Below are 20,643 nucleotides of genomic sequence, written 5' to 3'. Positions count from 1 at the left end.
CGGTGCCGGTCCCTTGAACACAGCTGCCCATGAATATCGACCTACACGGATTCGGTCCGGCCCTGCTGGCCGGCACCCTGATGACCGTCAAACTGGCGCTCTGCGCCCTGCTGCTGGGGCTGGTCCTCGGCCTGCTCGGCGCGTTGGCCAAGACCTCGCAGGTCAAGCCACTGCAATGGCTTGGCGGCGCTTACTCGACCCTGGTGCGCGGCGTGCCCGAGCTGCTCTGGGTTCTGCTCATCTACTTCGGCACCGTCAGCCTGATGAACCGGCTTGGCGAAGCCCTGAACATGCCGGGCCTTGAGCTCAACGCGTTTGCCGCGGGCGTCATCGCCCTGGGGCTGTGCTTCGGCGCGTATGCCACGGAAGTTTTCCGCGGCGCGATCCTGGCCATCCCCAAGGGCCACCGCGAAGCCGGCCTGGCCCTGGGCCTGTCGCGCGGACGCATCCTGTCGCGGATCATCCTGCCGCAGATGTGGCGCATCGCCCTGCCCGGCCTGGGCAACCTGTTCATGATCCTGATGAAGGACACCGCGCTGGTCTCGGTGATCGGCCTTGAAGAAATCATGCGCCACTCGCAAATCGCCGTGACCGTGAGCAAGCAGCCCTTCACCTTCTATATGGTTGCCGCCTTGATCTACCTGAGCCTGACCGTGGTCGCCATGACCGGCATGCACTTCATGGAAAAACGCGCCGCCCGCGGCTTCGCGAGGGCCAGCCAATGAACTGGGAAGTGATCATCAAGTGGCTGCCGCGCCTGGCCCAGGGCGCGACCCTGACCCTGGAGCTGGTGGCCATCGCGGTCATCGCCGGGTTGATCCTGGCCATCCCGCTGGGCATCGCCCGCGCCTCGCGCCACTGGTACGTGCGCGCCGTGCCTTATAGCTACATCTTCTTCTTCCGCGGCACGCCGCTGCTGGTGCAGCTGTTTTTGGTCTACTACGGCCTGGCGCAGTTCGATGCCGTGCGCAGCAGTTCGCTGTGGCCGTACCTGCGCGATCCGTTCTGGTGCACGGTGCTGACCATGACCCTGCACACCGCCGCCTACATCGCCGAGATCCTGCGCGGCGCGCTGCAGGCGATCCCGCGCGGCGAGATCGAAGCGGCGCGAGCCCTGGGCATGTCGCAGGCCAAGACGCTGATCTACATCATGCTGCCGCGCGCCTCGCGCATCGGCCTGCCCGCGTACAGCAACGAAGTGATCCTGATGCTCAAGGCCAGCGCCCTGGCCAGCACCGTGACCCTGCTGGAACTCACCGGCATGGCCCGTACGATCATCGCCCGCACCTACCTGCCGGTGGAGATCTTCTTTGCGGCGGGGGTGTTCTACCTGCTGATCTCGTTCCTCCTGGTGCAGGGCTTCAAGCTGCTCGAGCGCTGGTTGCGCGTCGACGCCTGCCAAGGCCGCTGACCACTGCTACGGGGCTGATCACAGCCCCGTTTTTCATGGACTGCCATGACCACGCCAACCTTTCTGCAGGGCGACCAGCTCCTCGCCCGCTTCCAGGCCCTCGACGCCTTCCTCTGCAAGCACCAGGCGCTATGGCGGCCGCGGCCGTTCATGCATCTGCGCCTGCCCTGGGAGCACGATCATCCCGAGCTCGCTGCCTGGCTGCGCTCGCGCACGCTTGAGCAGGCCGAGGCCTATCAGCAGCATCCTGAACGGCTGGCCGCGCCCGCGCCTTTTCCACAGCTGGCAGAGACCGCCTCCGAGCTCAGCGCCATCGGTGAACTGCCGGATCACGGCTTGCACCCCGCAGGGCACCGCCTGGACGCCAACGTGCCGGGGCGCAAATGGCAGCAGATAGAAGCCTTTGCCCGCCGCTTGGGCTTTCGCGAGCCCGCGCGGCATTGGCTGGACTGGTGCTCGGGCAAGGGGCATCTCGGGCGGCGCTTGCTTCAGCCGGGACAGCAGCTGACCTGCCTTGAGTACGATGCCGAGCTGGTGGCCGCCGGACAGGACCTGAGCGCGCATCACGGCTTGGCGGCTCAACATCTGCACCAGGACGTGATGGCAGCGGACAGTGCCCGCCACCTCGATACCGGCAAGAGCGTGGTCGCCCTGCACGCCTGCGGCGACCTGCACGTGCGCCTGCTGCAGCTGGCCAGTGAACAGCGCTGTAGCCAGTTGGCCGTGGCGCCCTGCTGCTACAACCGCATCAAGGCTGAGGGTTACCAGGCATTATCCACAGCCGCGAAGGCTTCGGCGCTTGAGTTGTCCCTGACTGACCTTGGCCTCCCGCTCAGCGAGTCAGTCACCGCAGGCGCCCGCGTAAGGCGCCAGCGTGATTGCTCTATGGCCCGGCGCCTGGGGTTTGATCTGTTGCAGCGCGAACAGCGCCAGCGTGATGACTACCTGCCGACACCTTCTTTGCCCGTCAGCTGGCTGGAAAAGCCGTTTCCCGAGTATTGCCGTGACCTCGCCGAGCTCAAGCAGGTGGCCCTGGTGGGTGAGCCAGATTGGGCGTCGCTGGAAGCGGCTGGCTGGGAGCGGCTGGCCCAGGTGCGCAATCTGGAGCTGGTCCGCAATCTGTTCAGGCGACCCCTGGAACTGTGGCTGGTGCTCGATCGTGCGCTGTTCTTGCGCGAACAAGGGTATGAAGTGCGGCTTGGCGTGTTCTGCGAGCAACCCCTGACACCCCGCAATTTGCTCCTGCTAGCGGAGCTGGCGAACGGTTGACAGCCTGTGGATAAGTCTGTGCACAAGCTTTTGATGAAAGTCCCGGAATAAGGCGTTCAAGGCTCGTTTTGGACCGATGGCGACCAACCCGTCAGAATCTAAAACCAGCAAAAACAGGCCTTTGCGCAAAGACCGGTGGTACAGACGAACAACCTGGATTTATCTCGAAGTTGGCACGCAGCTTGTGAATAAGCATCTTCGCCGAATGATCTAATCGATCCAAACGGAGGGCTGGACAGTGAGCCCACGGGGCCGTCACATTTGCTGGCAAGATGGCTTGGCTATCCGAGCGCGTAGGCGGTTAAAGTTCCCCGCTTTCTCTCCCGAATGGAGCCCGCACCGTGATCCACGCCCGTACGTTCGCCCTGCTCGCACTCGTCCTGGCGGTGGTCGGTTGCAGCCCAGCGCGCCCGTACCAGATGCCCTCGGACCCCAAGGTGCCCGCGCTGCAGAACGAAGATGACCAGGACCTTCGATTGAACCGCCACGAGCCTTGCCGCAGGCGCGGCTGCGACGATCACAAGCTCTTCTTCAACCCCGCCCAGCCCGAGCCCGACGTGAACAGCATCAACCGCGGCTGGTAGGAAAAATCTCTTTTCTGGGCGGTGACTTACGTCTTTTCAACAGAATCGCACGGAAGTGGTTTACAGGCGCCAACCGATCGCTATAATGACGCCCCTGTGCCGGTATAGCTCAGATGGTAGAGCAACTGACTTGTAATCAGTAGGTCCCGGGTTCGATTCCTGGTGCCGGCACCATACGCAGTACCGAAGAAGGCTCACCGAAAGGTGGGCCTTTTTTGTTTTTGGGGGCCTAGAGTATCCACAGATATAACGCCTTCAGGGCTAGTCATTCTGCGGTAGACCGTAACCCCTCTACCGGCGCACCGATTCTATAGGGGACTGCAATCCCTCTGCCCGGCGCAGCCGGGCATTGTGGAAGCAAATGTCTTCTACCGAGGCGATCATAGCCCCCGGCCCGGCATAGCCGGGCATTGTGGAAGCAAATGTCTCCTACCGAGGCGATCATAGCCCCCGGCCCGGCATAGCCGGGTCCTGTGGGAGCGTGCCTTGTGCCGCGAAAGGGCTGCAAAGCGGCCCCAAAATCGCACTGGCACCACAGGACTACTCAGACACTGCGCAAAAAATCCCCCACACCTCATGCAGCATCCCGCACACACAAAAAAACCCGCCAACCTGGCGGGTTTTCCCGTTATTGCCTATGCCCCCGGGGGAGCTTGCGCCTGGCGTCAATCCAACCACCCGAGATCGCCGACGCCGCATGTGGCAGATAAATAAACGCCATGCACCACTCCACCCCCGGACCAGATAGAGCCCCACCCTCAGTACTCTGCCGACCCCTGTGGAAGATTCAATAGTGCGTGCCAACCCTGTGGGAGCTACAACGGGCAGCATGTCCCACAGCAAGGATTACACCACTCAACTGCCCTCAAGCTGGGGAGGTACAGTGTTCACACCACACGCCACCGGTGGGCATCGCAACACCAATGACCAGCTAAAGGAGGTGATGTTGAGTAGCCACAGCCGCTTGATCTCCAGCCGGACGGTTGAACCTGACGTAGCTGATGCTGAATGCTAGGTGATACATAATAGCGTCCAAGGAGACAAACGAGTGATTTATCCAATTGCGCTTTATCCTGGCGATGAGCAACACGCTTGGGGTGTCGAAGTTCCAGATATTCCAGGCTGCTTCTCAGCTGGTGACGATCTCGACGATGCTATGGCCATGGCCAAGGAAGCGATCAAGGGTCATTTGGAATTACTGGCCCAGGATGGAGCGGCGACTCCCACCGCACATAAGTTGACCGCCCATTCGGCCAAACCTGAGTTTGCAGGGTGTATTTGGGCTGTGGTGGACCTAGATGAAACGAAATAGCATCGATCCCATCCGATAGCTGCCTGTTTCCACCCAACGCTGATTCAAGCCCTGCACAGGACCTGTGGAAGACTTTACCGTGTGCTGCAAACTCATTGTGTATCTGTAGAAGCGGGCCTGCCCGCGATGAGGACCTACCGGGCAAGCCAGGCGTGTGACCCATGTTGCCTAGGATCACGAGCAGGCCCGCCCTACAGTACGCCGGCGCCCTAGGAGTCAGTGCAAATTCTGTGGGAGCTGGCTTGCCAGCGAAGAGGCCAGTCCTGACGCACCATGAGTACGGACCAAGCGCTGCTCACGAACCTGACACACTGCTCTGCCTGATATGCAGGGATGCCATCTATGAGACTCAGCTTTCCCATCGATATTTTTGGAGCAGACTTGCCTACCGTGAAGCCAGCGCCCACACCATAAACGCAGGTAACGCCTTTCCCATTGCCCGAATTCGATGTTGACCAAGGGATTGCTCATTACCAGTGGCAAGCGGGTCCGCCTCCTTCTACTGGAGCAGGACAGATGCTCCCAACCGCTGCAGCCCCTAAACGCACAAGGCTTTGCGGCATTCCCCCTCGTGACAATCGGCGTGACAAACGCCGATGTCACCAGCAACAGCCTTGTAGATGATGGTGCCGCAGACCAGGGAATGGACTGCACCTGACTGACAGTCAGGCATGCCCCGGTCATCGCATTGCTGCTTGCACCTGGCTCAGGATCTTCAGGCTCTGGTCTCGTCAGCCAGTGCTGCCTCCACCCGCCCACCGGTATCGGTGCTCAGGAGGCCAGATCATGAGATGCCCTTGCTCTTGGTCGTAAAGAGCCGCCAGTCCCGCGTTAGAGGACATCCCCACAGGTCGCAGGGGCCTTGATCCCTGATAACACTCAGCATTCTTGGCGGGATTACGTGGGGGATATTTTAAAAACTTGGCTTCGAGAGGAGATTAGTAATGGGATTGCTAGATAGAAGGAGCACTAGCCGATGGTGCTGGGGATAAAAACATCCCTTTGAAACATCACCTAACCTCGCGCTAAAACTGAAATTCCATTTACTCTCTGCGGACCGCCAACATACAGAATAAGCATTTAAGTATAAATTGACAGGTCCGCGTGTAGCATTCTGCACTCAGATATTTAGAACATTTTCACTATAGAACGGACCAACACCATACTCATCGTTATTCAATTCATCTAAAACCATGGATGTGCAATAGATGAGCTGGAAGTCAGTTCGCCCTTTAAACAAATCAACTAAAGTTTTTTGGAAGAGACGACTCCGATACTCCGTCATCCCACCATTTTCAATAGCGTCTAGCATCATAAACCTAGGAAGCCTATAATCTTTGTTTTCTATAGACTCTATAAGTGCAGACACATTCAATGCATTTTTCTTAACATAGTTTGAGCTGCCTGAAAATTTAACTCGACCATTTACCAGCATACGATCCTTGGCAAAATCTATCTCAATATCTTCTACATTTGCCTGTTCGAAATCTTCTTCATAAGATTTTCCATCGACACGACGCTCTTCGCCAAGGATTGATACAATATTTTCGCACAAACCAAAGTATATATTTTCACGACGCTTTTTATTTCCAGCATGAGCAGCAATCAACCGCTCCCGCAGATCACTTATCACAGAGGATAATTGCACCTTCTTATTCTGATTACGATTCAACTCATTAATTACGGAGATTTTTCTTTCCGCCACTGCATTTTGAGATTCTAGATACCCAATCTTCCGAGAGTTACTTACCAACTCAGCTGACACCGTGCCTGCCTGCTTGGCCAGAGCAGTTAACTCGACCTGTGATTTTTGCATACTTATTTGAGCGATCTCAATGCTCGATAAAAGCCCCATTCTATGCTCAATGTAGTCATCTTGGACTTTTTTATTATTTTCAATTTGGAAGTCTAACTGATTAAGAAGCTCCATATAATTGTTAGAGCCACTGCTGTCCTTACTCGGAACCTTGCACAGATGGCAGTAACCGTCTAATGGCTCAGCAACCGTCTCCAAGCAACAAGGGCATCGAGTGTAATTCACTGTACCAATCGCAGCATATGCGGCTTTTGATTCAAGCAAGGCTTTCTTACGAAACAAAAGTGATTCTTCGAACATATGACAATCTGCAATCTCCCCTTCAAGCAAAAAAAGCTCTTGACGGAATCGTTGCAACTGCTTGTCGTAGTTTGCTACTACGGACTCTAACATCTTATATCGTTCTGAATTCTCTCGCAGCGCAGCATCAGAGCTTAAGGTAATTGGCGGCTCGTTCGAAAGCCGGATTATCTCCTTAATATTCTCACCAATAATTTGATTGAGTAATTCAGGGGTTAGATTAGACTCATCTCCTAATACTCGATACATCGCTATAAGATCCGCATGAATTCGTTCAAACTCACGCTCAGCCAAAACTAAGTCTTGACGAAGCTTATGAGTATCTAGGTTATCCAAACCTAATAAGAATTCAGCGATTGCAGTTCGTATTCCCTCACTGTCTGCTCTGGGATTATCTTCAGTTCGAAAAATCTTAGTCGAGGCAGTTTCCTGATCCACGTAAAGAAACCGAAGTATTTGATGCATTGTCAGATTTGCGTAATCGTCTGTTTTATGCGAATCCCAACCTAGCAACTCAAACATTTGTTGAGAGAACGACATTTTGCCATCTGATTCATTTCGACGCGATCCGTATGTTTTCCAAGCCTCGCTCCCCTTACTCTCATCATCGTACACCCCCTCTCGAATCGATATAGGGGGAACTCTTCCTTTTAAAATGTTCCTTCTCAGAGTAAAAATATTACCATTTATCGACAGCTCGCAAAAAATAATATCACACTTATCTGCTGGGTGAAGCCACTGATTTTCTTTAATCTCTCCTCCCAGCGCATAAAACAGGAGTTCAAGTATTGTGGTTTTACCTACGGAGTGGTCGCCTCTTATGACATTTATACCTTCATGAAAGCGCTCATCATAAACGCGACCACCACGATAAGCTATTATAAGACGCCGTATAAACATAGTAGACTTAGTCATATCTATATTCCATTAACCCACTTCGAGCTTTAAGTCCATTTTTGCCATTAAGAACTGACTTTGAAACATAATTAGTAACTATGTCGAAAGCATCAGATCTTGAAAACTCGTCCGCTTCACAGTAAGAGATCAACTCAACAGGTACATTTTCAATTATCAACCGAACGTCATCAGAATTAACTTGAATTAGCCCTTTCTCAGCCAGAGAACGAACTGCTGAATCCTGAATCAAGCTTAATTCATGAAACAATAATTGAGGTGATGTAGTAATCTCAAATGGATCTGCCAATTTCATTATGTAAGATGACCGCCTATTAATTGGGCGTGGCAGCGGATTTATTTTCTTTAGAAGATGCGGATAAAGGTAATAAAAATCCAAAAGTCTGAGCATGCTCATGCTTAGATCATCACCATCAATAGATCGGAGTATATTAACCAACCTATAACAGCAATGGTTTGCGTCTGCAGCAGGATGATAGATAAGCATCAGTTCCACACCACGTGACATTTGTCAGTCAAAAAATAGATCATGCCGTCAATCACATCGCTGGACATCATTCCGCCAGCCAGCGCAACTTCTTGATATAGCGGATCAACGATCGTCGCATTCAGCATCAACTTTACATCAACTTCACTTGCCCCACACCTAATCAAGGGCAAAACATTATTATTAAAACGGGTCAATATAGTACCAAGGACATAATTGAAAATGACCTGGTACGACCTAACATTCTCAAACCTAGCAATCATTTTAGCTGCTTTATTATTGGCAATTCGCGCCTCATGCAGATACCCCAGCCTATTAGCAGAACTAAGCTTAGCTTCAAGACCTACAACGGGCCTCGACTCTTCGTTCTTGATTCTGCTCTGAAGTTCCTCCAATAAAAAAACATAATGCGGATCATCTTCTTTTAACTTTTCGTGCCTTTCTATCAGTGCCCCTAAAGTCTGAGCACCTAGAGCAATATCAAACTTTGGCAGTTGCACAACTGTACCACCGAAGTTCATACTACCAAATACTGTATTACTCTCTATATTATTACCAGAGACGACAAGATTTCGCGAAGAGGCCGATATGTATTTTGCAATATCTGCCGGAGTAAGATCCAACCCAGAAGCCAATACAAGCTGCTTGTTATTATCAGACACAAATTACATCCCACCAATATTCATATCTTTTTTAATTGTATTTCCTCGGATCTCATTATTTTTTATTTCGCCAACACCAACCGCGATATTAAGGTTTTCACCAACCTCGTTATCAACAACATTGTTACCCGAAAACACACCATCTTTTTTTCTATTGCCCGCTCTAATCCAAAGAGCCCCCATAGAAATACAAAACAAAAATACCACGACAACAACGATGAGATTCAACAACAAGCTAGACTTGAAAATCTCGGATTTCTCTAAGATAAGAGAGATCATGGAGACGAAAGCCCAGGTTGCTATGACTGATGGCCCACCGACTTTAAGAGCAATTTTCCAATCCATAAAAAATCTCCATACTGATCATTACAAAAATCTTTACAATCGCTGAGCGAAAACCTTTTCTTTTTAGTAAGACGTGCGGCAACGCGAGTTGAAGATTAGTACTGTTCACCAACCATCCCCACAAGCGCAGGCCGAGCGCAGGCCGAGTGACATCGAAACGCTATCAATGTGGGTTTCGCTTGTCCACATCTCATCGGCTCTGCAACAGAATCCGCGTACGGCCTAGGCAGATCTTGGATAGGCCAAGTGCTCTCAGCACGCTGACAAACGTTCGAGCGACTGGAAGGATACTTTTAGAGATACCGCTGTTTTTTTTGAACAGATATCTTAATCAAATCAGTTACTTATGCGACTTTTCGACTCCTGGTGCCAGAGGGTCATCGCAAGGTGGGCCCTTTCATCTCTGGGTTTGGACCTCCGGGTGACCGTCAGCAGGGTCTCCGCAGGTAGAACCCCTGTCTGCGTTTCGATGCGCCTGGAATCTGTTGTGAATTGCAAACCCCGATACCCCGGCCAGGATCATTGCACTCACGCTGATTCCTGGGCATTTGGACAGGCACCCCGCACCCGCCTAGGCGTAGAGATCCAAACCAGCTGATGGTAGAGATCCTGGGCTGAGACCCCACCATTCAGCGCGTCCCGCGAGGAGCACCAAAAGCGCTTTGACAGAGCGGCCAAGGGCGAATACCCTTTTTATCTTAAATTTTAGATATCCCTTTGAGGAAGCCATCCAATGGCGCTTCAATTCCACGAAAGCCCGTTCCACGTCACACACGACCAAGAAACGGCCAGCAAAATGCTTCTGAAGATGGACCTCTCCATCTTTATCACCGACTGCATCAAAAAAATGGGCCTCAAGCAGAATAAGGCCGCAGTCAGGCTGAACGTGACTCAGTCACGCGTATCCGAGCTAGCCAATGGCAAGATCGAGAAATTCACGCTAGACGCCATGATGGACATGCTCGACAAGCTCGGTTTTCGCGCCTGTCTCACCCTCTCCACAAACGATGCTGGATCGTTGCCTCAAATCGTCATTTCTCAAACGCCGAGCAGCTAAACGTCGTAGCCCATGCTCCTGAGTTCTTGCTTGAACTCTTTCATCCGACCTTCAGCGACCTGCATCGCATGACGTTCGGAGCCGTTCGTGGTTTTCACGAAAGAATGCAACACAACGACCATGTCAGCGTACTTCGCAACGTACACGCATCTGTACGCTGGGCTGCCATTGATGATGAACTCAATTGCCCCCAGCGCATAAGCTTCAGCGCAATATACCCGCCATGCCTATGGTTGCTTCGGCACCTACGCACAAATTGAGCGGGTTTTTATGCCCAGGTGTTTCGCATCCAGGCTTGCGAAAGCCTGCCATTGGCATTCATCCAGAACACGCACATCAGACTACAATTCATCCAGCGAAGCTTTCACACGCTGGGGCGCTGCAAGGCGCTCGCGGATTGTAGCGAGCAGTGTTTCATCCTCCTCAGCCATCAGTACAGGCTTGAAGGGCAACTGGCCCTGTTCAGCCACGTATTGCAACGCTTGGCGCATCAGCTCGGATGGGGTTATGCCCAGCTTTTCGAGCTGGGGGTAAGCACGCGCTTTGAGATCGTCGTCGATACGAACGGTGATAGACGCCATGGTGTGGATCTTCCTGGGATGACATCGGCCTGTACAGTGGCCTAGTGTGGCTCATTGAGCAATGAACTGGCGCGTTCAGCGGATCGCTACAGCGCTGCGGCTCGACTCTGCTAAAAGCGCTGCAACACGGCGTTTCATAGCGGGCCGCACGGACGCCTGTTTTCTAGGTATGGTCCTCGCCTGACAGCTGTACGCAGGAGGCATTCATTGCCTGCGGGATTGCTATTGGCCCGTCGACCAATCTGCGTACGGCTGTCACGTCAATCCAAACCGGAACTACCTGTAGGCTGTTGTATGGATTTGTTGCGGCCGCTTGCCTCATAGATCCTTGAGGGATAGGCTTCCCCCGTCGCTGCACTTCAGCGATCGGGCTTGGTCGCCCGACCAACAAAATGTAAATGCTCCCATTCCGCGTTTACCGGTGCCTTGCGCCTGTATCATCGCGCTATGGCAGCTGTGCGCGGGAGGCATTCGTGCCTGCCGGGTTTACCTTTTGTCCCGGTCGACCAATCCGCGTACAGCTGTCACCCAACTGTTTGGTCGCAGTTGGTGTCGGCTCCACTCACAAACGGAGTCATGCCAATGACAAAAACAAAGATTGTCCCAGATCCACCCCGCACCCTGCTTGGCGTCACCGCCAGCACCACCTTCGGCTCCTGCGATGCAGGCCACCCTCCCATGTTTACCGTCCGTGAAGGCCTCGAAGCCGAGGATGTGCTTGTGCACGTTTCTTTGCTGCTGGAGGGCATCTATGACACCACCAAGCAGGCTTGTGACCAGATGGTGGGGCTGCCTAACAAAGGCTTGCTCTGGTCGACGCTGCACTCCGCTGAAATGGCCAAGGGTCTGGTCGATGCGGTGCTGGATGGGTTGGAAGGTGAAGCGTTGAGGCGTACGCCTGCTGGTTGAGTCAGGGGGTCGCTTTTAGCCAGGCGACCTGGCCAGTTGTTTGTAGCGATGCGCTTGGTTTAGCCAGCAAGCGCATTTTTGAATAGTCCGGGCCATAAACCTGATCTGCCCTGTCTGCCCTCATCGCGGGCAAGCCCGCTCCTACAAATATAAGTGAGCTTTCGGCACACCATAGACTCTCTCCCAGGTAGTTCGCTGCAGTCAGCATTAGTGCGACCTTCTATGCTTGGCAGGCCTCAGATATGGGCAAAGCGCCAGAGCTGCCATCAATTCCTCGGCCTCCCTAATCCTTGATTGTTGTAGGAATAGTGCCGATCTTAGATAGTTTTTTTCGCCTTCAAGGTGCGAAATTATGCGGTTGTTACAGGCCTCGATGGAGCGCCCATTACTGTGTCCAGCGGCGCTACAATGCGCCCCTTTCACCCATGAGCTACCGCAATGCAATGGAATGACCTCGTCATCAATGGTGCCACCAAGAGCATGAAGCACCTACAGCCACTCGTACTTACTTTCGACGTTGCGGGTCAAAAGCTGACGGTCAAGTTCGAATTTGGTTTCCACTGCTTTACGGACGATAAAGGTGAAGGCGAGCTATTGAGGCATAAGGGCGAGAAGCGCTATTTCTGCCCATCGCGTTATCACTGCAGCACGCAGTTGCGAGACTATATCGAGCGACGTTTCTTCGAGGGCATGGTGGTACCGCACAATAGCAAGCATGGTGGCCAGCGATACTTCTGTCTCGATCTGCATGATTACGCCATTTTCTTTTCAATCAGCAAGCCGCAGGGCACAACGAATCATCTGCGCCTGCATGTGATTTCGGCCTACGACGTAGCCAATTGGGGGCGGCATTCGCTCCCGCGCGGCAAAGCATTCAACGTGCGTTACGTCTTGGAAATGCGCAACAACGGTAAATCGGTGTGATCAGAAAGCAAAAAGCCCCGGTGCTTGCGCACCAGGGCTCTCTGTAAATCAATATCGGCCTGTTCTTTCAGCTTTCGCCTTATCCTGCACACTGGCTAGGAGAGCTTTCGCTCCGAAATCGATACCCCCTCAATTGAGGGTTCCGGTCTGTATCGACTCGCACATTATCCAGATGCCTGAATTCAGTGTCAACTCGGCGCCCGCTGCCTGCCTCACGCATTCTCCAATATCCGCCGCGCCCGCAAGATCACCGGCAGATCAATCAACTTCCCATTCAGGCTGATCGCCCCTATCCCTTCGTGCGCCGCGACCGTGTCCAGCACGGCATGCGCCCAGAGCACTTCATGCTCCCCGGGGCGGAAGCCGTCGTTGATCACCGCGACCTGCTTGGGATGCACGCACAGTTTCCCGGCGAACCCTTGCTGCCGCGCGCGGTGTACATCGCTACCCAGCAGCTCGAGGTTGGACAGGTCGATGGTCACGCCATCCACCGGCGCCCCGATGCGGGCCAGCGCGGAGGCGATGACAAGGCGGGAGCGGGCGTATAGAAGCTCTTCGCCGTCTCCGAGAATGCCGGTGTCGACCTGGAAATCCACCGAGCCAAACGCTAGGCACTGCACTTTGGGCGCGCTGGCGATGGCTTCTGCGTTCCACAGGCCGCGTGCACTCTCGACGATGGGCAGGATGCGCAGGTGTTCCGGCAGGCGGTCGGCCAGCGCCGCGATCTGCTCGGCGCTTTCGGCCTTGGGCAACGATACGCCGAGCAATCCGGGGGCGTCTAGCAGGCCGCAGTCTTCGGCGTGCCACGGCGTCTCGCTGCCGTTGATGCGCACCCAGCCCTTGCCGCCGGCGGCGAGCCAGGCGCGTATGGCTTCGCGGGCTTGATCCTTGCGCTCGGGAGTCACGGCGTCTTCGAGGTCGAGTATGACGACGTCGGCGCCAGCGGCGCAGGCTTTGTCGAAACGCTCCGGACGGTCTCCGGGGACAAACAGGTACGAACGGGCAGCCATGGCAGGTCTCCAGTCAGGGGATAAAACCGAGGGGTTGAAGCGGACAGCGTCAGCCGGGGTCGCCGCGAACCGTGGCGACGCGGGCGAAGCGGCCCAGGGCCAGTGCGACGACAAGCATCAGCACGCCGAACAGCGCATAGCCACTGGCCAGGGAATCGCCGGAATGGCTCGTCGCGGCAAACAACGGTGGGCCGGCAACGACGCCGAAGTAGGTGAAGAACAAGGTGCCGCCAGTGTATTGCCCGGCGCTCCCGGGCGGTGCCAGGCGGGCGACTTCCGCCAGGTAGACACCGTTCCAGCCAATTGCCGTGGCGCCGAAGAGCATGCTGACCGCCGCTACCAGCGGCAGCGGCCAGCCTTGGCTGAAGGCTGCGGTCAGCAGCGATGCGGCGGCCATGATCAATGCCAGCACGGGCAGCAACCGGCGGGGCTCCAGCCAGCGGTCGGCTATCCAGCCCCAAAGCAAGCGCCCCGCCACGCCGGCGCCTTGGGTCAGGGCGAGGATCAGGCCAGCGCTGACCAGCGCCAGGCCGTAGTCGTGGGTCAGGTAGCTGACCAAGTAGGTGGTCAGGCACAGCTGCATCGCGCCGAAGAACAGCGAGCACAGCGCCAGGTTACGCATGCGCGGCATCGCGAAGATCATGAACAGGGGCTTGAGCAGGTCGCGCCGCGAAGCCTTGAGCTGGGGGTTGCGGTCATCGTCGAGCGCCGGGCGCACCCGCTGGGCGATCACGGCCATCACCAGGCAGGCCGCGGCCACCATGCACAGCGCGCCGCGCCAGCCGCTCGCGCCGACCAGGCTGGGCACCAGCATGCCGGCCAGCACGCCGCCGATCGGCACGCCGGTCTGTTTGAGGGAAAACATGAAGCCCATCAGGTGCGCAGGCGTGGTGCGGGCCAGGATGTGCGAGCTGGCCGGGGTCACAGGCCCATACCCGGCGCCAAGGGCCAAGGCACTCAAAACAAGGCACCACAGTTGCCCGCCCGCCGCGAGCCCAAGGCCGGCCCCGCACAGCAGCAGGCACACCTGGCTGACGCGGATCGCGCCGAAACGCAGTATCCAGTTGCCGCTGAGCAGGCTGGAGAGCATTGCCCCCAGGTAGATCAGCGCCACGAAAAGACCGATCTGGGCAATGCTGCCGCCCAGCTCGCGCAGGGCGGCCGGCGCCAGCACCGGCACGGTGAACGTGGCCATCGACACCAGCGCCTGGATCGACAAGGTGACGGCCAGCGGGACGTAGCCGTTACTCGCCATTGGTGCCCTGCCAGGTGAGACGCTGGGTGATCGAATAACTGAAGCGCTCGCCCGGATGGACGTTCACCGCCACCTCCAGCAGCTCATCGTTGCTGCCCACGTACTTGCGCACGATGTGCAGCCCCGGGGACCCGACTTCCACCTGCAAGGCCCTGGCCTGGCCGGCGTCGAGGTTGATCGCGCTGATGGTCTGGCGCACCTCGGCCACCTGCACGCCGAAGCGTTTCTGCAGCAGTTCGTAGATGGGCGTGCGGCCATCGCCAAATGCCTCCAGGGCGGCACCGTAGGCGCGAGGCACATACACCAGGGTACGGGCCAGCGGCGCGCTGTCGCCCTCGCGATGACGCAAGCCCCGCGCCATCATCCAGGCCTGGCCGGGCTTGCATTCGAGCAGCTCGGCCAGCTCCTCGTCGGCGTTCAGCTCCTCGGGCGCCTCAAGCTCCATGCGCACGTCGCGCACATATTGATGCAGGTCGGAGATGCCTTCACTGGCCTGCACATAGCGCGATGCCGCCTGGGTGGCCTTGACCCGGGTGCCGACCCCTTGCTGCTTGCTGATCAGGCCAAGCTCGTTGAGCCGGCGGATCGCCTCGCGCACGGTATGCCGGCTGACGTTGAACTGCTTGCACAGCTCGTGCTCGGTCGGCAGCAGGCTGTTGAGCGGATAACGCCCCGCCGTGATCGCCTCCACCAGCGCTTGCGCCAGGATCAGGTAGCGGGGCTGTCCAGCGGACAACAGTGAAGGCAGTTCCTGGATCATTTCATCTGACTCCTGCAGATTTCTTGTTTTCGGCTTCCATGCCTTGCAGCGCGCCCAGTATCGCCTGGTTATGCGCGCCAAGCCGTGGTGCGGGCTGGTTGGGCAACGTCTCGCCCGGGCAGCGGATCGGACAGGCGAGTGTCTTGATCGTACCGCGCACGGGATGCTCGACGTCGAAAATCACCCCTTGCTCGTGGGCGAACGGATTATCCAGGGCCTGGCCCACATCATTGACCGGGGCGGCCGGCACCTGCCCGCCAAAGTGCTTGAGCCAGTAGGCCGTGGGCTGCTGCATCAGGACTGCATCGAGGTCCTCGGTGAGCTGGTCGCGGTGCGCCAGGCGCGCCTTGAAATCACAATAGCGCGGGTCGCTGATCCACTGCGGCTTGTCGATCAGGTTGGCCAGCACCGCCCAGAACTTTTCCTTGTTGCACATGATGAACATCCAGCCGTCCTGCGTGCGGTACAGCTGGCTGGGCGTCAGCGAGGGATGCGCGGAGCGTGGCGTGCGCTCGGTCTTCACGCCGTCGTTGAGGTACCAGGTACCGAGGTAGTTGATGTTGTGCATGGCCACGTCGAACAGGCTCACGTCCACATCCCGGCCCACGCCGGTGGCACGCGCGCCGACCAGTGCCGAGACCAGCGCCAGCGCCGCGGTGGTGCCGGTCATCATGTCGATGATCGACAGCCCGAACCGGGCCGGTGGCCCGCCTGGCTCGCCGGTCAGCGAGCAGTAGCCGGCCTCGGCCTGCATCAGGTAGTCATAACCGGGCCAGGCCTTGCGCGCACCTTCACGGCCATAGGCCGAGAGGTGGCAGCAGACCAGCGCGGGGTTGTGCTCCTTGAGCTGGGGGTAGGTCAGGCCAAGCTTTTCGGGGAGGTCGCCGCGCAGGTTGTCATAGAGCGCATCCGCGCCCTTGATCAGCTCGATCAGCAGGGCCTTCTCGTCGGGGTTCTTCAGGTTGAGCGTGACGCTTTTCTTGTTGCGGTTGAAAGACTGATAGAAGTGGCTGTCGCCCTGCTCGAAATAGTAGGGACCGACATGGCGGCCGATTTCACCGCCGTCGGCGGGGTTCTCGATCTTGATCACCTCGGCGCCAAGGTCGGCCAGGTGCTGGGTGCCGAACGGGCCGGCACCGTACTGTTCGACGGCGATGATGCGCACGCCTGCTAGGGGCAAGGTCATACCGGATTCCTCTGCACGAGTTGCTTGGCGATGATGATGCGCTGCATTTCGTTGGTGCCCTCGCCGATGGTCAGCAGCGGCGCGTCGCGGTACAGGCGCTCGACGTTGTATTCCTTCGAGTAGCCGTAGCCGCCATGGATACGCATGCAATCGGTGGCGTTCTCCAGTGCCGCCTCGGTGGCAAAGTACTTGGCCATGCCCGCTTCCATGTCGCAACGGTCGCCCTTGTCGTAGGCCTTGGCAGCGGATTCGGTGAGCAGCCGCGCCGCCTCGACCCGCGTGGCCATTTCGCCAAGCTTGAGCTGGATCGCCTGGTGCTCGCAGATCGGCTTGCCAAAGGTCTTGCGCAGTTGCGAGTACGCCGTGGCCTCGTCCAGCGCCGCGCGCGCCACGCCGACCCCACGGGCCGCGACGTTGATGCGGCCCAGCTCAAGGCCAGACAACACCTGCTTGAGGCCAACACCCTCGACGCCACCAATCAGGCAATCCACGGGCACCTTGTAGTCCTCGAACACCAGCTCGCAGGTGTCGATGCCGCGGTAGCCCAGTTTCTCCAGCTTGCGCGCCACCTTGAAGCCAGGCCCCTTCTCGGCGATCAGCCAGCTCATGCCCTTGTGCCGCGGCTCGGCAGCCGGGTCGGTCTTGACCAGCAGCGCGACCACGCCGCCGTACAGGCTGTTGGTGATCCAGGTCTTGGCGCCATTGACCACGTAATGATCGCCCTCGCGGCGGGCCACGGTGCGGATGGCTTGCAGGTCGGTGCCAGCGTCCGGCTCGGTGAAGCCGACCGCGCCACGCAGCTCGCCGCTGGCCATGCGGGGCAGGAAACGCTCCTTCTGCGCTGGCGTGCCATGCCGCTGGATCGCCGAGGCCATGATCAGGTGCGAGTTGATGATGCCGGACAGCGACATCCAGGTGCTGGAGATACGCTCGACGATCTTCGCGTAGGTGGCCGTGGACAGCCCGAGCCCGCCGTATTCAGGGTCGATGATGCAGCCGAACAGGCCCATGGCCTTCATCTTCTCGACCATCTCTTCGGGGTAGATGTCGTTTTTCTCGAGTTCGTGCACGAAGGGTTTGGCTTCGGTTTCCAGGAAGCGGTCCAGGGCGTCGAGGATCATGCTTTCCTGCTCGTCGTATTCACTCATCGCGTTGTCTCCGGATTGTTCTTGTAGTGGGATGTCACGCGGCTGCGGCCAGCACGCGGGAAAGCTGCCGGGCACTGCCGGCGTCGAGGCCGAGCACGGCGTCGAGGATTGCCTGGGCGCGCTGTGGAGCCACGGCGGTATGGGCGTTGTCGCGGTACTTGGCGACGATGTCGGCGCTGGACAGCGGGCGGTCGGCGGCGCCGCGGTTGATCGCTTCGCGGTGGCGCAGCTCGCGGCCGTCGCGCAGGGTGACGATCACTTCGCCCGAATAGTGGCGAGGGAAGCCCGAATGCGGATCGACCTCGTAGTGGACCTTGTCCATCAGTGCCAGGGCCGCTGGATCGGAGAAGGCCTGCGGCTCAAGGTCGGCCAGGCCGAAGCGCCCGCGCAAAAGGCCGCTGGCGATGGCGTAAGGCACGCTGAACTGCGCCTCGTAGCTGCTACCGGGTTTGCGCTTGCTGGCCACCGGCTCGCAGACGATACCGACGGTTTCCCGTGGCACCAATGCGATTACCCGGACAATGTCCTCCACACGCAAGCCCTGCCCGTGCAGGATCACCGCCGAGTCGGCCACCGCATGGGTGAAGTGGCACGCCGGCACGGGCTTGACCGCCACTTCGCCAACCTCCCAGGCCGTGCCCAGGTCTTCGGTCGCCAGGGCATAATCGCACTCCCCTTCGCGCCCGCCGAGATGGCTTTTGAACAGGCCGAACCGCCCCTCGTACACTGCCTTCGGACCGCTGAACCCGTGACGTGCCAGGGTCGCCGCGGTGAGACCGGCGACACCGGCCCAGCCTGGATGCATGCGCTTGGTCCAGGCGCCATCCTCGAGAAACTCCAGGCTGCCGGAGGCGGTGCTCAGGGCGATGCCTTGGGTCATGGCCAACTGCTCGGCGGTCTGGCCTTGCAGTTTGCCGGCGATCAGCGCGCAACCGAAGGCACCGACCAGCCCCGTGGGGTGGAAGCCGACTTGGTGGAAGCCGCCCTTGGCCACGGCCGCGAGCCGCGTCGACACTTCCATGCCGAGGATGTAGGCGGTGAGCAGGTCGCGGCCGCTGGCGTCGTACTGCGCGGCAATGCCCAGCGCGGCCGGCAGGCAGCTGGCGGTGGCGTGGATGACCCCGCGTCCGTGAGTGTCGTCGTAGTCCAGGCCATGCACCAGCACGGCGTTGAGCAGCATGGCGTCGCGCAACGAGAGCTTGGCGCCCAGGCCGATCACGTCGCTGTCACCACTGCCCAGCTCGCGCGCGGCACTGAGGGTGCGCTGGGCGAACTCGTAGCGGGTCGAGGCCAGGGCAATGCCCACGGCATCGAGGATCAGGTACTTGGCACGCTCGCGCGCCGCCTCGGGCACGGCATCGTAGTGCAAGCCTTCGGCGAAGCTGGCAAGGGTCGCGGCGATGGGGGTAGCGGTATCGGTGTTCATCGTGGTTGTCCTCGTCAGTTGACCAGCGCCAGGGAGATGGCCGGGATGAAGGTGATCAGCGCCAGACCAAGCAGGCGCACGCCGTAGAAGGGGGCTACGCCGCGGGCCACCTCATGCACCGGTTGTTTGGAAATCCCGGCCATGACGAACAGGTTGAGGCCGATGGGCGGTGTCAGGGTGGCGATCTCGACGTTGGCCACCATGATCACGGCAAAGTGAATCGGATTGATGCCCAGGTGCGTTGCGATGGGAAACAGCAGCGGGGCGGTCAGCACGATCAGCGCAATGCCGTCGAGGAACATGCCCAGGACCAGCAGGATCACGTTGGCCATGATCAGGAACTGCCAGGGGCTAAGGTCCATCGCGCTGACCATGGACACCAGGCTCGCCGAGACGCCCATGCGTGCCAGTGCGAAACCGATCAGGCTGCCACCCATCACCACCGCGAAAATCATGGTGGTCTGCAGCAGCGAGTCGCGGGCGGTATCCCAGATGCCGCCGAGGGTCACGCTGCGGTACACCACCAGGCACAGGAAAGCGGCGTAGGCGGCGGCGAAGGCCGACACCTCGGTCGGTGTCAGGTAGCCGGTGTAGATGCTGCCAAGGATCAGCACGGGCATCAGCAGCGCCGCGCCGGCAGTCGGCAATTTGCGGCTGAAGGCGCCCCAGTCGGCCCGCTGCGCCTGGGCTCCATAGCCGTTCTTGCGGGAGAAGTAGGTGACCGCGATCATCAGCAGGCAGGCTTCCATCAGTCCGGGCACCACCCCTGCAATGAACAGCTGGTCCACCGGCAGGCCGACGATCGAGCCGATCAGGATGAAGCCAAGCGATGGCGGGATCATCAGGCCCAGGGTGCCGCCCACCGCGACGATGGCAGCGGAGAAGCGCGGCGGGTAGTTTTCCTTGGTCAGGCCGCCAACCGTGGACGAGCCGATAGCCGCGGCCGAGCCCACGCTCGAGCCCGATACCGCGGCGAAGAACACGCTGGCGATCATTGCGGTGAGCGCCAGCCCACCGCGCACCGCACGCACCACGCTGCCCACCAGCTGGATCAGGAGCTCGGCAATGTTGCCGCGCATCATCAGGTTGCCGGCCAGTACGAACATGGGGATCGCCATCAACGGATAGCTGTTGATGGACTTGAACGCAGTCTGGGCGATGACGGTGGTCGGCACGCCCGCCACGAACAGGATCAGCCCGGTGGTGACAAGGCCCAGCGCGACCGCGACATGCGTGCCGATGGCCAGGAACATGAGCATCGTCAGCAAAGCGAGAACTAGCAGCAT

Annotated in this window: 20 protein-coding genes, 1 tRNA gene and 1 pseudogene; 9 read left to right on the top strand and 13 right to left on the bottom strand. The window is 58.2% G+C overall.

Translation table 11 applies throughout. From position 1 onward, the window contains the following. Positions 1–29: 29 nt before the first annotated feature. From VJS90_RS08445 to VJS90_RS08420, 6 genes and pseudogenes are all read left to right on the top strand, one after another. On the top strand, positions 30–725 hold the full coding sequence (locus VJS90_RS08445; RefSeq protein ID WP_324120924.1) for an ABC transporter permease: 696 nt from the start codon (positions 30–32) through the stop codon (positions 723–725). Then, positions 722–1,411, top strand: a complete 690-nt coding sequence (locus tag VJS90_RS08440; protein WP_324120923.1) for an ABC transporter permease — start codon at positions 722–724, stop codon at positions 1,409–1,411. The genes VJS90_RS08445 and VJS90_RS08440 overlap by 4 nt, the downstream gene beginning before the upstream one ends. Positions 1,412–1,456: 45 nt before the next feature. After that, positions 1,457–2,680 carry a methyltransferase gene (locus VJS90_RS08435; RefSeq protein ID WP_324120921.1) on the top strand — a complete coding sequence of 408 codons (1,224 nt, stop codon included), beginning with the start codon at positions 1,457–1,459 and terminating at the stop codon, positions 2,678–2,680. A gap of 341 nt (positions 2,681–3,021) precedes the next feature. Then, entirely contained in the window at positions 3,022–3,264 is a 243-nt protein-coding gene (locus VJS90_RS08430; protein WP_324120919.1) for a hypothetical protein, read from the top strand. Positions 3,265–3,362: 98 nt separating this feature from the next. Further along, positions 3,363–3,438 (top strand) — tRNA-Thr (locus VJS90_RS08425). 874 nt (positions 3,439–4,312) lie between these two features. After that, positions 4,313–4,573, top strand: a pseudogene (locus VJS90_RS08420) (type II toxin-antitoxin system HicB family antitoxin); the annotation flags it as partial. A 1,123-nt stretch (positions 4,574–5,696) separates the two neighbouring features. Here the strand turns inward: VJS90_RS08420 and VJS90_RS08415 are convergent. From VJS90_RS08415 to VJS90_RS08400, 4 genes are read right to left on the bottom strand one after another with little or no spacing between them, the layout of a single operon-like run. Then, positions 5,697–7,607: a hypothetical protein gene (locus VJS90_RS08415; RefSeq protein WP_324120918.1), complete on the bottom strand. Its 1,911-nt coding sequence runs from the start codon at positions 7,605–7,607 to the stop codon at positions 5,697–5,699. Continuing rightward, entirely contained in the window at positions 7,600–8,094 is a 495-nt protein-coding gene (locus VJS90_RS08410; RefSeq protein ID WP_324120916.1) for an ABC-three component system middle component 5, read from the bottom strand. Before VJS90_RS08410 ends, VJS90_RS08415 begins: the two co-directional genes overlap by 8 nt. Continuing rightward, the gene (locus VJS90_RS08405; protein WP_324120914.1) at positions 8,094–8,756 is read right to left on the bottom strand and encodes an ABC-three component system protein; all 663 of its coding nucleotides are present in this window, start codon (positions 8,754–8,756) and stop codon (positions 8,094–8,096) included. The genes VJS90_RS08410 and VJS90_RS08405 overlap by 1 nt, the downstream gene beginning before the upstream one ends. Before the next feature lie 3 nt (positions 8,757–8,759). Continuing rightward, the gene (locus VJS90_RS08400) at positions 8,760–9,101 is read right to left on the bottom strand and encodes a hypothetical protein (RefSeq protein WP_324120912.1); all 342 of its coding nucleotides are present in this window, start codon (positions 9,099–9,101) and stop codon (positions 8,760–8,762) included. A gap of 733 nt (positions 9,102–9,834) precedes the next feature. Here VJS90_RS08400 and VJS90_RS08395 point away from each other — a divergent pair. Beyond that, positions 9,835–10,158 carry a helix-turn-helix transcriptional regulator gene (locus tag VJS90_RS08395; RefSeq protein WP_324120910.1) on the top strand — a complete coding sequence of 108 codons (324 nt, stop codon included), beginning with the start codon at positions 9,835–9,837 and terminating at the stop codon, positions 10,156–10,158. Here VJS90_RS08395 and VJS90_RS08390 read toward each other — a convergent pair. Together VJS90_RS08390 and VJS90_RS08385 are read right to left on the bottom strand one after the other, a co-directional pair. Next, positions 10,155–10,343, bottom strand: a complete 189-nt coding sequence (locus VJS90_RS08390) for a type II toxin-antitoxin system RelE/ParE family toxin (protein WP_414704919.1) — start codon at positions 10,341–10,343, stop codon at positions 10,155–10,157. The two genes, VJS90_RS08395 and VJS90_RS08390, sit on opposite strands and share 4 nt — an antisense overlap. A 156-nt stretch (positions 10,344–10,499) precedes the next feature. Next, on the bottom strand, positions 10,500–10,739 hold the full coding sequence (locus VJS90_RS08385) for a type II toxin-antitoxin system RelB/DinJ family antitoxin (protein WP_324120908.1): 240 nt from the start codon (positions 10,737–10,739) through the stop codon (positions 10,500–10,502). 576 nt (positions 10,740–11,315) lie between these two features. Here VJS90_RS08385 and VJS90_RS08380 point away from each other — a divergent pair. Then, positions 11,316–11,648, top strand: a complete 333-nt coding sequence (locus tag VJS90_RS08380; RefSeq protein WP_414704915.1) for a DUF3077 domain-containing protein — start codon at positions 11,316–11,318, stop codon at positions 11,646–11,648. Positions 11,649–12,128: 480 nt separating this feature from the next. Continuing rightward, positions 12,129–12,572, top strand: coding sequence for a hypothetical protein (locus VJS90_RS08375; protein ID WP_324121002.1), 444 nt, complete (start codon positions 12,129–12,131; stop codon positions 12,570–12,572). Positions 12,573–12,784: 212 nt separating this feature from the next. Here VJS90_RS08375 and VJS90_RS08370 read toward each other — a convergent pair whose 3' ends face one another. The 7 genes from VJS90_RS08370 to VJS90_RS08340 are packed head-to-tail and all read right to left on the bottom strand — an operon-like array spanning position 12,785 to position 20,643. Continuing rightward, entirely contained in the window at positions 12,785–13,582 is a 798-nt protein-coding gene (locus tag VJS90_RS08370) for a CoA ester lyase (RefSeq protein WP_324120906.1), read from the bottom strand. Between the two features lie 49 nt (positions 13,583–13,631). Beyond that, a complete protein-coding gene (locus tag VJS90_RS08365; RefSeq protein WP_324120904.1) occupies positions 13,632–14,837 on the bottom strand; it encodes an MFS transporter in 1,206 nt (401 codons plus the stop codon). Beyond that, positions 14,827–15,597: a GntR family transcriptional regulator gene (locus VJS90_RS08360; RefSeq protein WP_324120902.1), complete on the bottom strand. Its 771-nt coding sequence runs from the start codon at positions 15,595–15,597 to the stop codon at positions 14,827–14,829. The genes VJS90_RS08365 and VJS90_RS08360 overlap by 11 nt, the downstream gene beginning before the upstream one ends. A gap of 1 nt (position 15,598) precedes the next feature. Then, entirely contained in the window at positions 15,599–16,783 is a 1,185-nt protein-coding gene (locus tag VJS90_RS08355; RefSeq protein ID WP_324120900.1) for a CoA transferase, read from the bottom strand. Beyond that, the gene (locus VJS90_RS08350) at positions 16,780–17,931 is read right to left on the bottom strand and encodes an acyl-CoA dehydrogenase family protein (protein ID WP_324120898.1); all 1,152 of its coding nucleotides are present in this window, start codon (positions 17,929–17,931) and stop codon (positions 16,780–16,782) included. Before VJS90_RS08350 ends, VJS90_RS08355 begins: the two co-directional genes overlap by 4 nt. Positions 17,932–17,965: 34 nt before the next feature. After that, on the bottom strand, positions 17,966–19,357 hold the full coding sequence (locus VJS90_RS08345) for an MmgE/PrpD family protein (protein WP_324120896.1): 1,392 nt from the start codon (positions 19,355–19,357) through the stop codon (positions 17,966–17,968). A gap of 14 nt (positions 19,358–19,371) precedes the next feature. Beyond that, positions 19,372–20,643, bottom strand: coding sequence for a TRAP transporter large permease (locus VJS90_RS08340; protein ID WP_324120894.1), 1,272 nt, complete (start codon positions 20,641–20,643; stop codon positions 19,372–19,374).

The organism is Pseudomonas sp. (assembly GCF_035277045.1).
Classification (GTDB): Bacteria; Pseudomonadota; Gammaproteobacteria; order Pseudomonadales; family Pseudomonadaceae; genus Aquipseudomonas.
The sequence above is the reverse complement of the archived record's forward strand: the minus strand, read 5'-3'. Positions and strand labels throughout refer to the sequence as shown.

What these genes read in the sequence shown, in the direction of transcription:
- VJS90_RS08445 (WP_324120924.1), top strand. Translation starts at nt 30, where the DNA reads ATGAATATCGACCTACACGGATTCGGTCCGGCCCTGCTGGCCGGCACC.
- VJS90_RS08440 (WP_324120923.1), top strand. Translation starts at nt 722, where the DNA reads ATGAACTGGGAAGTGATCATCAAGTGGCTGCCGCGCCTGGCCCAGGGC.
- VJS90_RS08435 (WP_324120921.1), top strand. Translation starts at nt 1,457, where the DNA reads ATGACCACGCCAACCTTTCTGCAGGGCGACCAGCTCCTCGCCCGCTTC.
- VJS90_RS08415 (WP_324120918.1), bottom strand. Translation starts at nt 7,607, where the DNA reads ATGACTAAGTCTACTATGTTTATACGGCGTCTTATAATAGCTTATCGT.
- VJS90_RS08410 (WP_324120916.1), bottom strand. Translation starts at nt 8,094, where the DNA reads ATGCTTATCTATCATCCTGCTGCAGACGCAAACCATTGCTGTTATAGG.
- VJS90_RS08400 (WP_324120912.1), bottom strand. Translation starts at nt 9,101, where the DNA reads ATGGATTGGAAAATTGCTCTTAAAGTCGGTGGGCCATCAGTCATAGCA.
- VJS90_RS08395 (WP_324120910.1), top strand. Translation starts at nt 9,835, where the DNA reads ATGGCGCTTCAATTCCACGAAAGCCCGTTCCACGTCACACACGACCAA.
- VJS90_RS08385 (WP_324120908.1), bottom strand. Translation starts at nt 10,739, where the DNA reads ATGGCGTCTATCACCGTTCGTATCGACGACGATCTCAAAGCGCGTGCT.
- VJS90_RS08380 (WP_414704915.1), top strand. Translation starts at nt 11,316, where the DNA reads ATGCCAATGACAAAAACAAAGATTGTCCCAGATCCACCCCGCACCCTG.
- VJS90_RS08375 (WP_324121002.1), top strand. Translation starts at nt 12,129, where the DNA reads ATGAAGCACCTACAGCCACTCGTACTTACTTTCGACGTTGCGGGTCAA.
- VJS90_RS08370 (WP_324120906.1), bottom strand. Translation starts at nt 13,582, where the DNA reads ATGGCTGCCCGTTCGTACCTGTTTGTCCCCGGAGACCGTCCGGAGCGT.
- VJS90_RS08365 (WP_324120904.1), bottom strand. Translation starts at nt 14,837, where the DNA reads ATGGCGAGTAACGGCTACGTCCCGCTGGCCGTCACCTTGTCGATCCAG.
- VJS90_RS08360 (WP_324120902.1), bottom strand. Translation starts at nt 15,597, where the DNA reads ATGATCCAGGAACTGCCTTCACTGTTGTCCGCTGGACAGCCCCGCTAC.
- VJS90_RS08355 (WP_324120900.1), bottom strand. Translation starts at nt 16,783, where the DNA reads ATGACCTTGCCCCTAGCAGGCGTGCGCATCATCGCCGTCGAACAGTAC.
- VJS90_RS08350 (WP_324120898.1), bottom strand. Translation starts at nt 17,931, where the DNA reads ATGAGTGAATACGACGAGCAGGAAAGCATGATCCTCGACGCCCTGGAC.
- VJS90_RS08345 (WP_324120896.1), bottom strand. Translation starts at nt 19,357, where the DNA reads ATGAACACCGATACCGCTACCCCCATCGCCGCGACCCTTGCCAGCTTC.
- VJS90_RS08340 (WP_324120894.1), bottom strand. Translation starts at nt 20,643, where the DNA reads ATGCTGCTAGTTCTCGCTTTGCTGACGATGCTCATGTTCCTGGCCATC.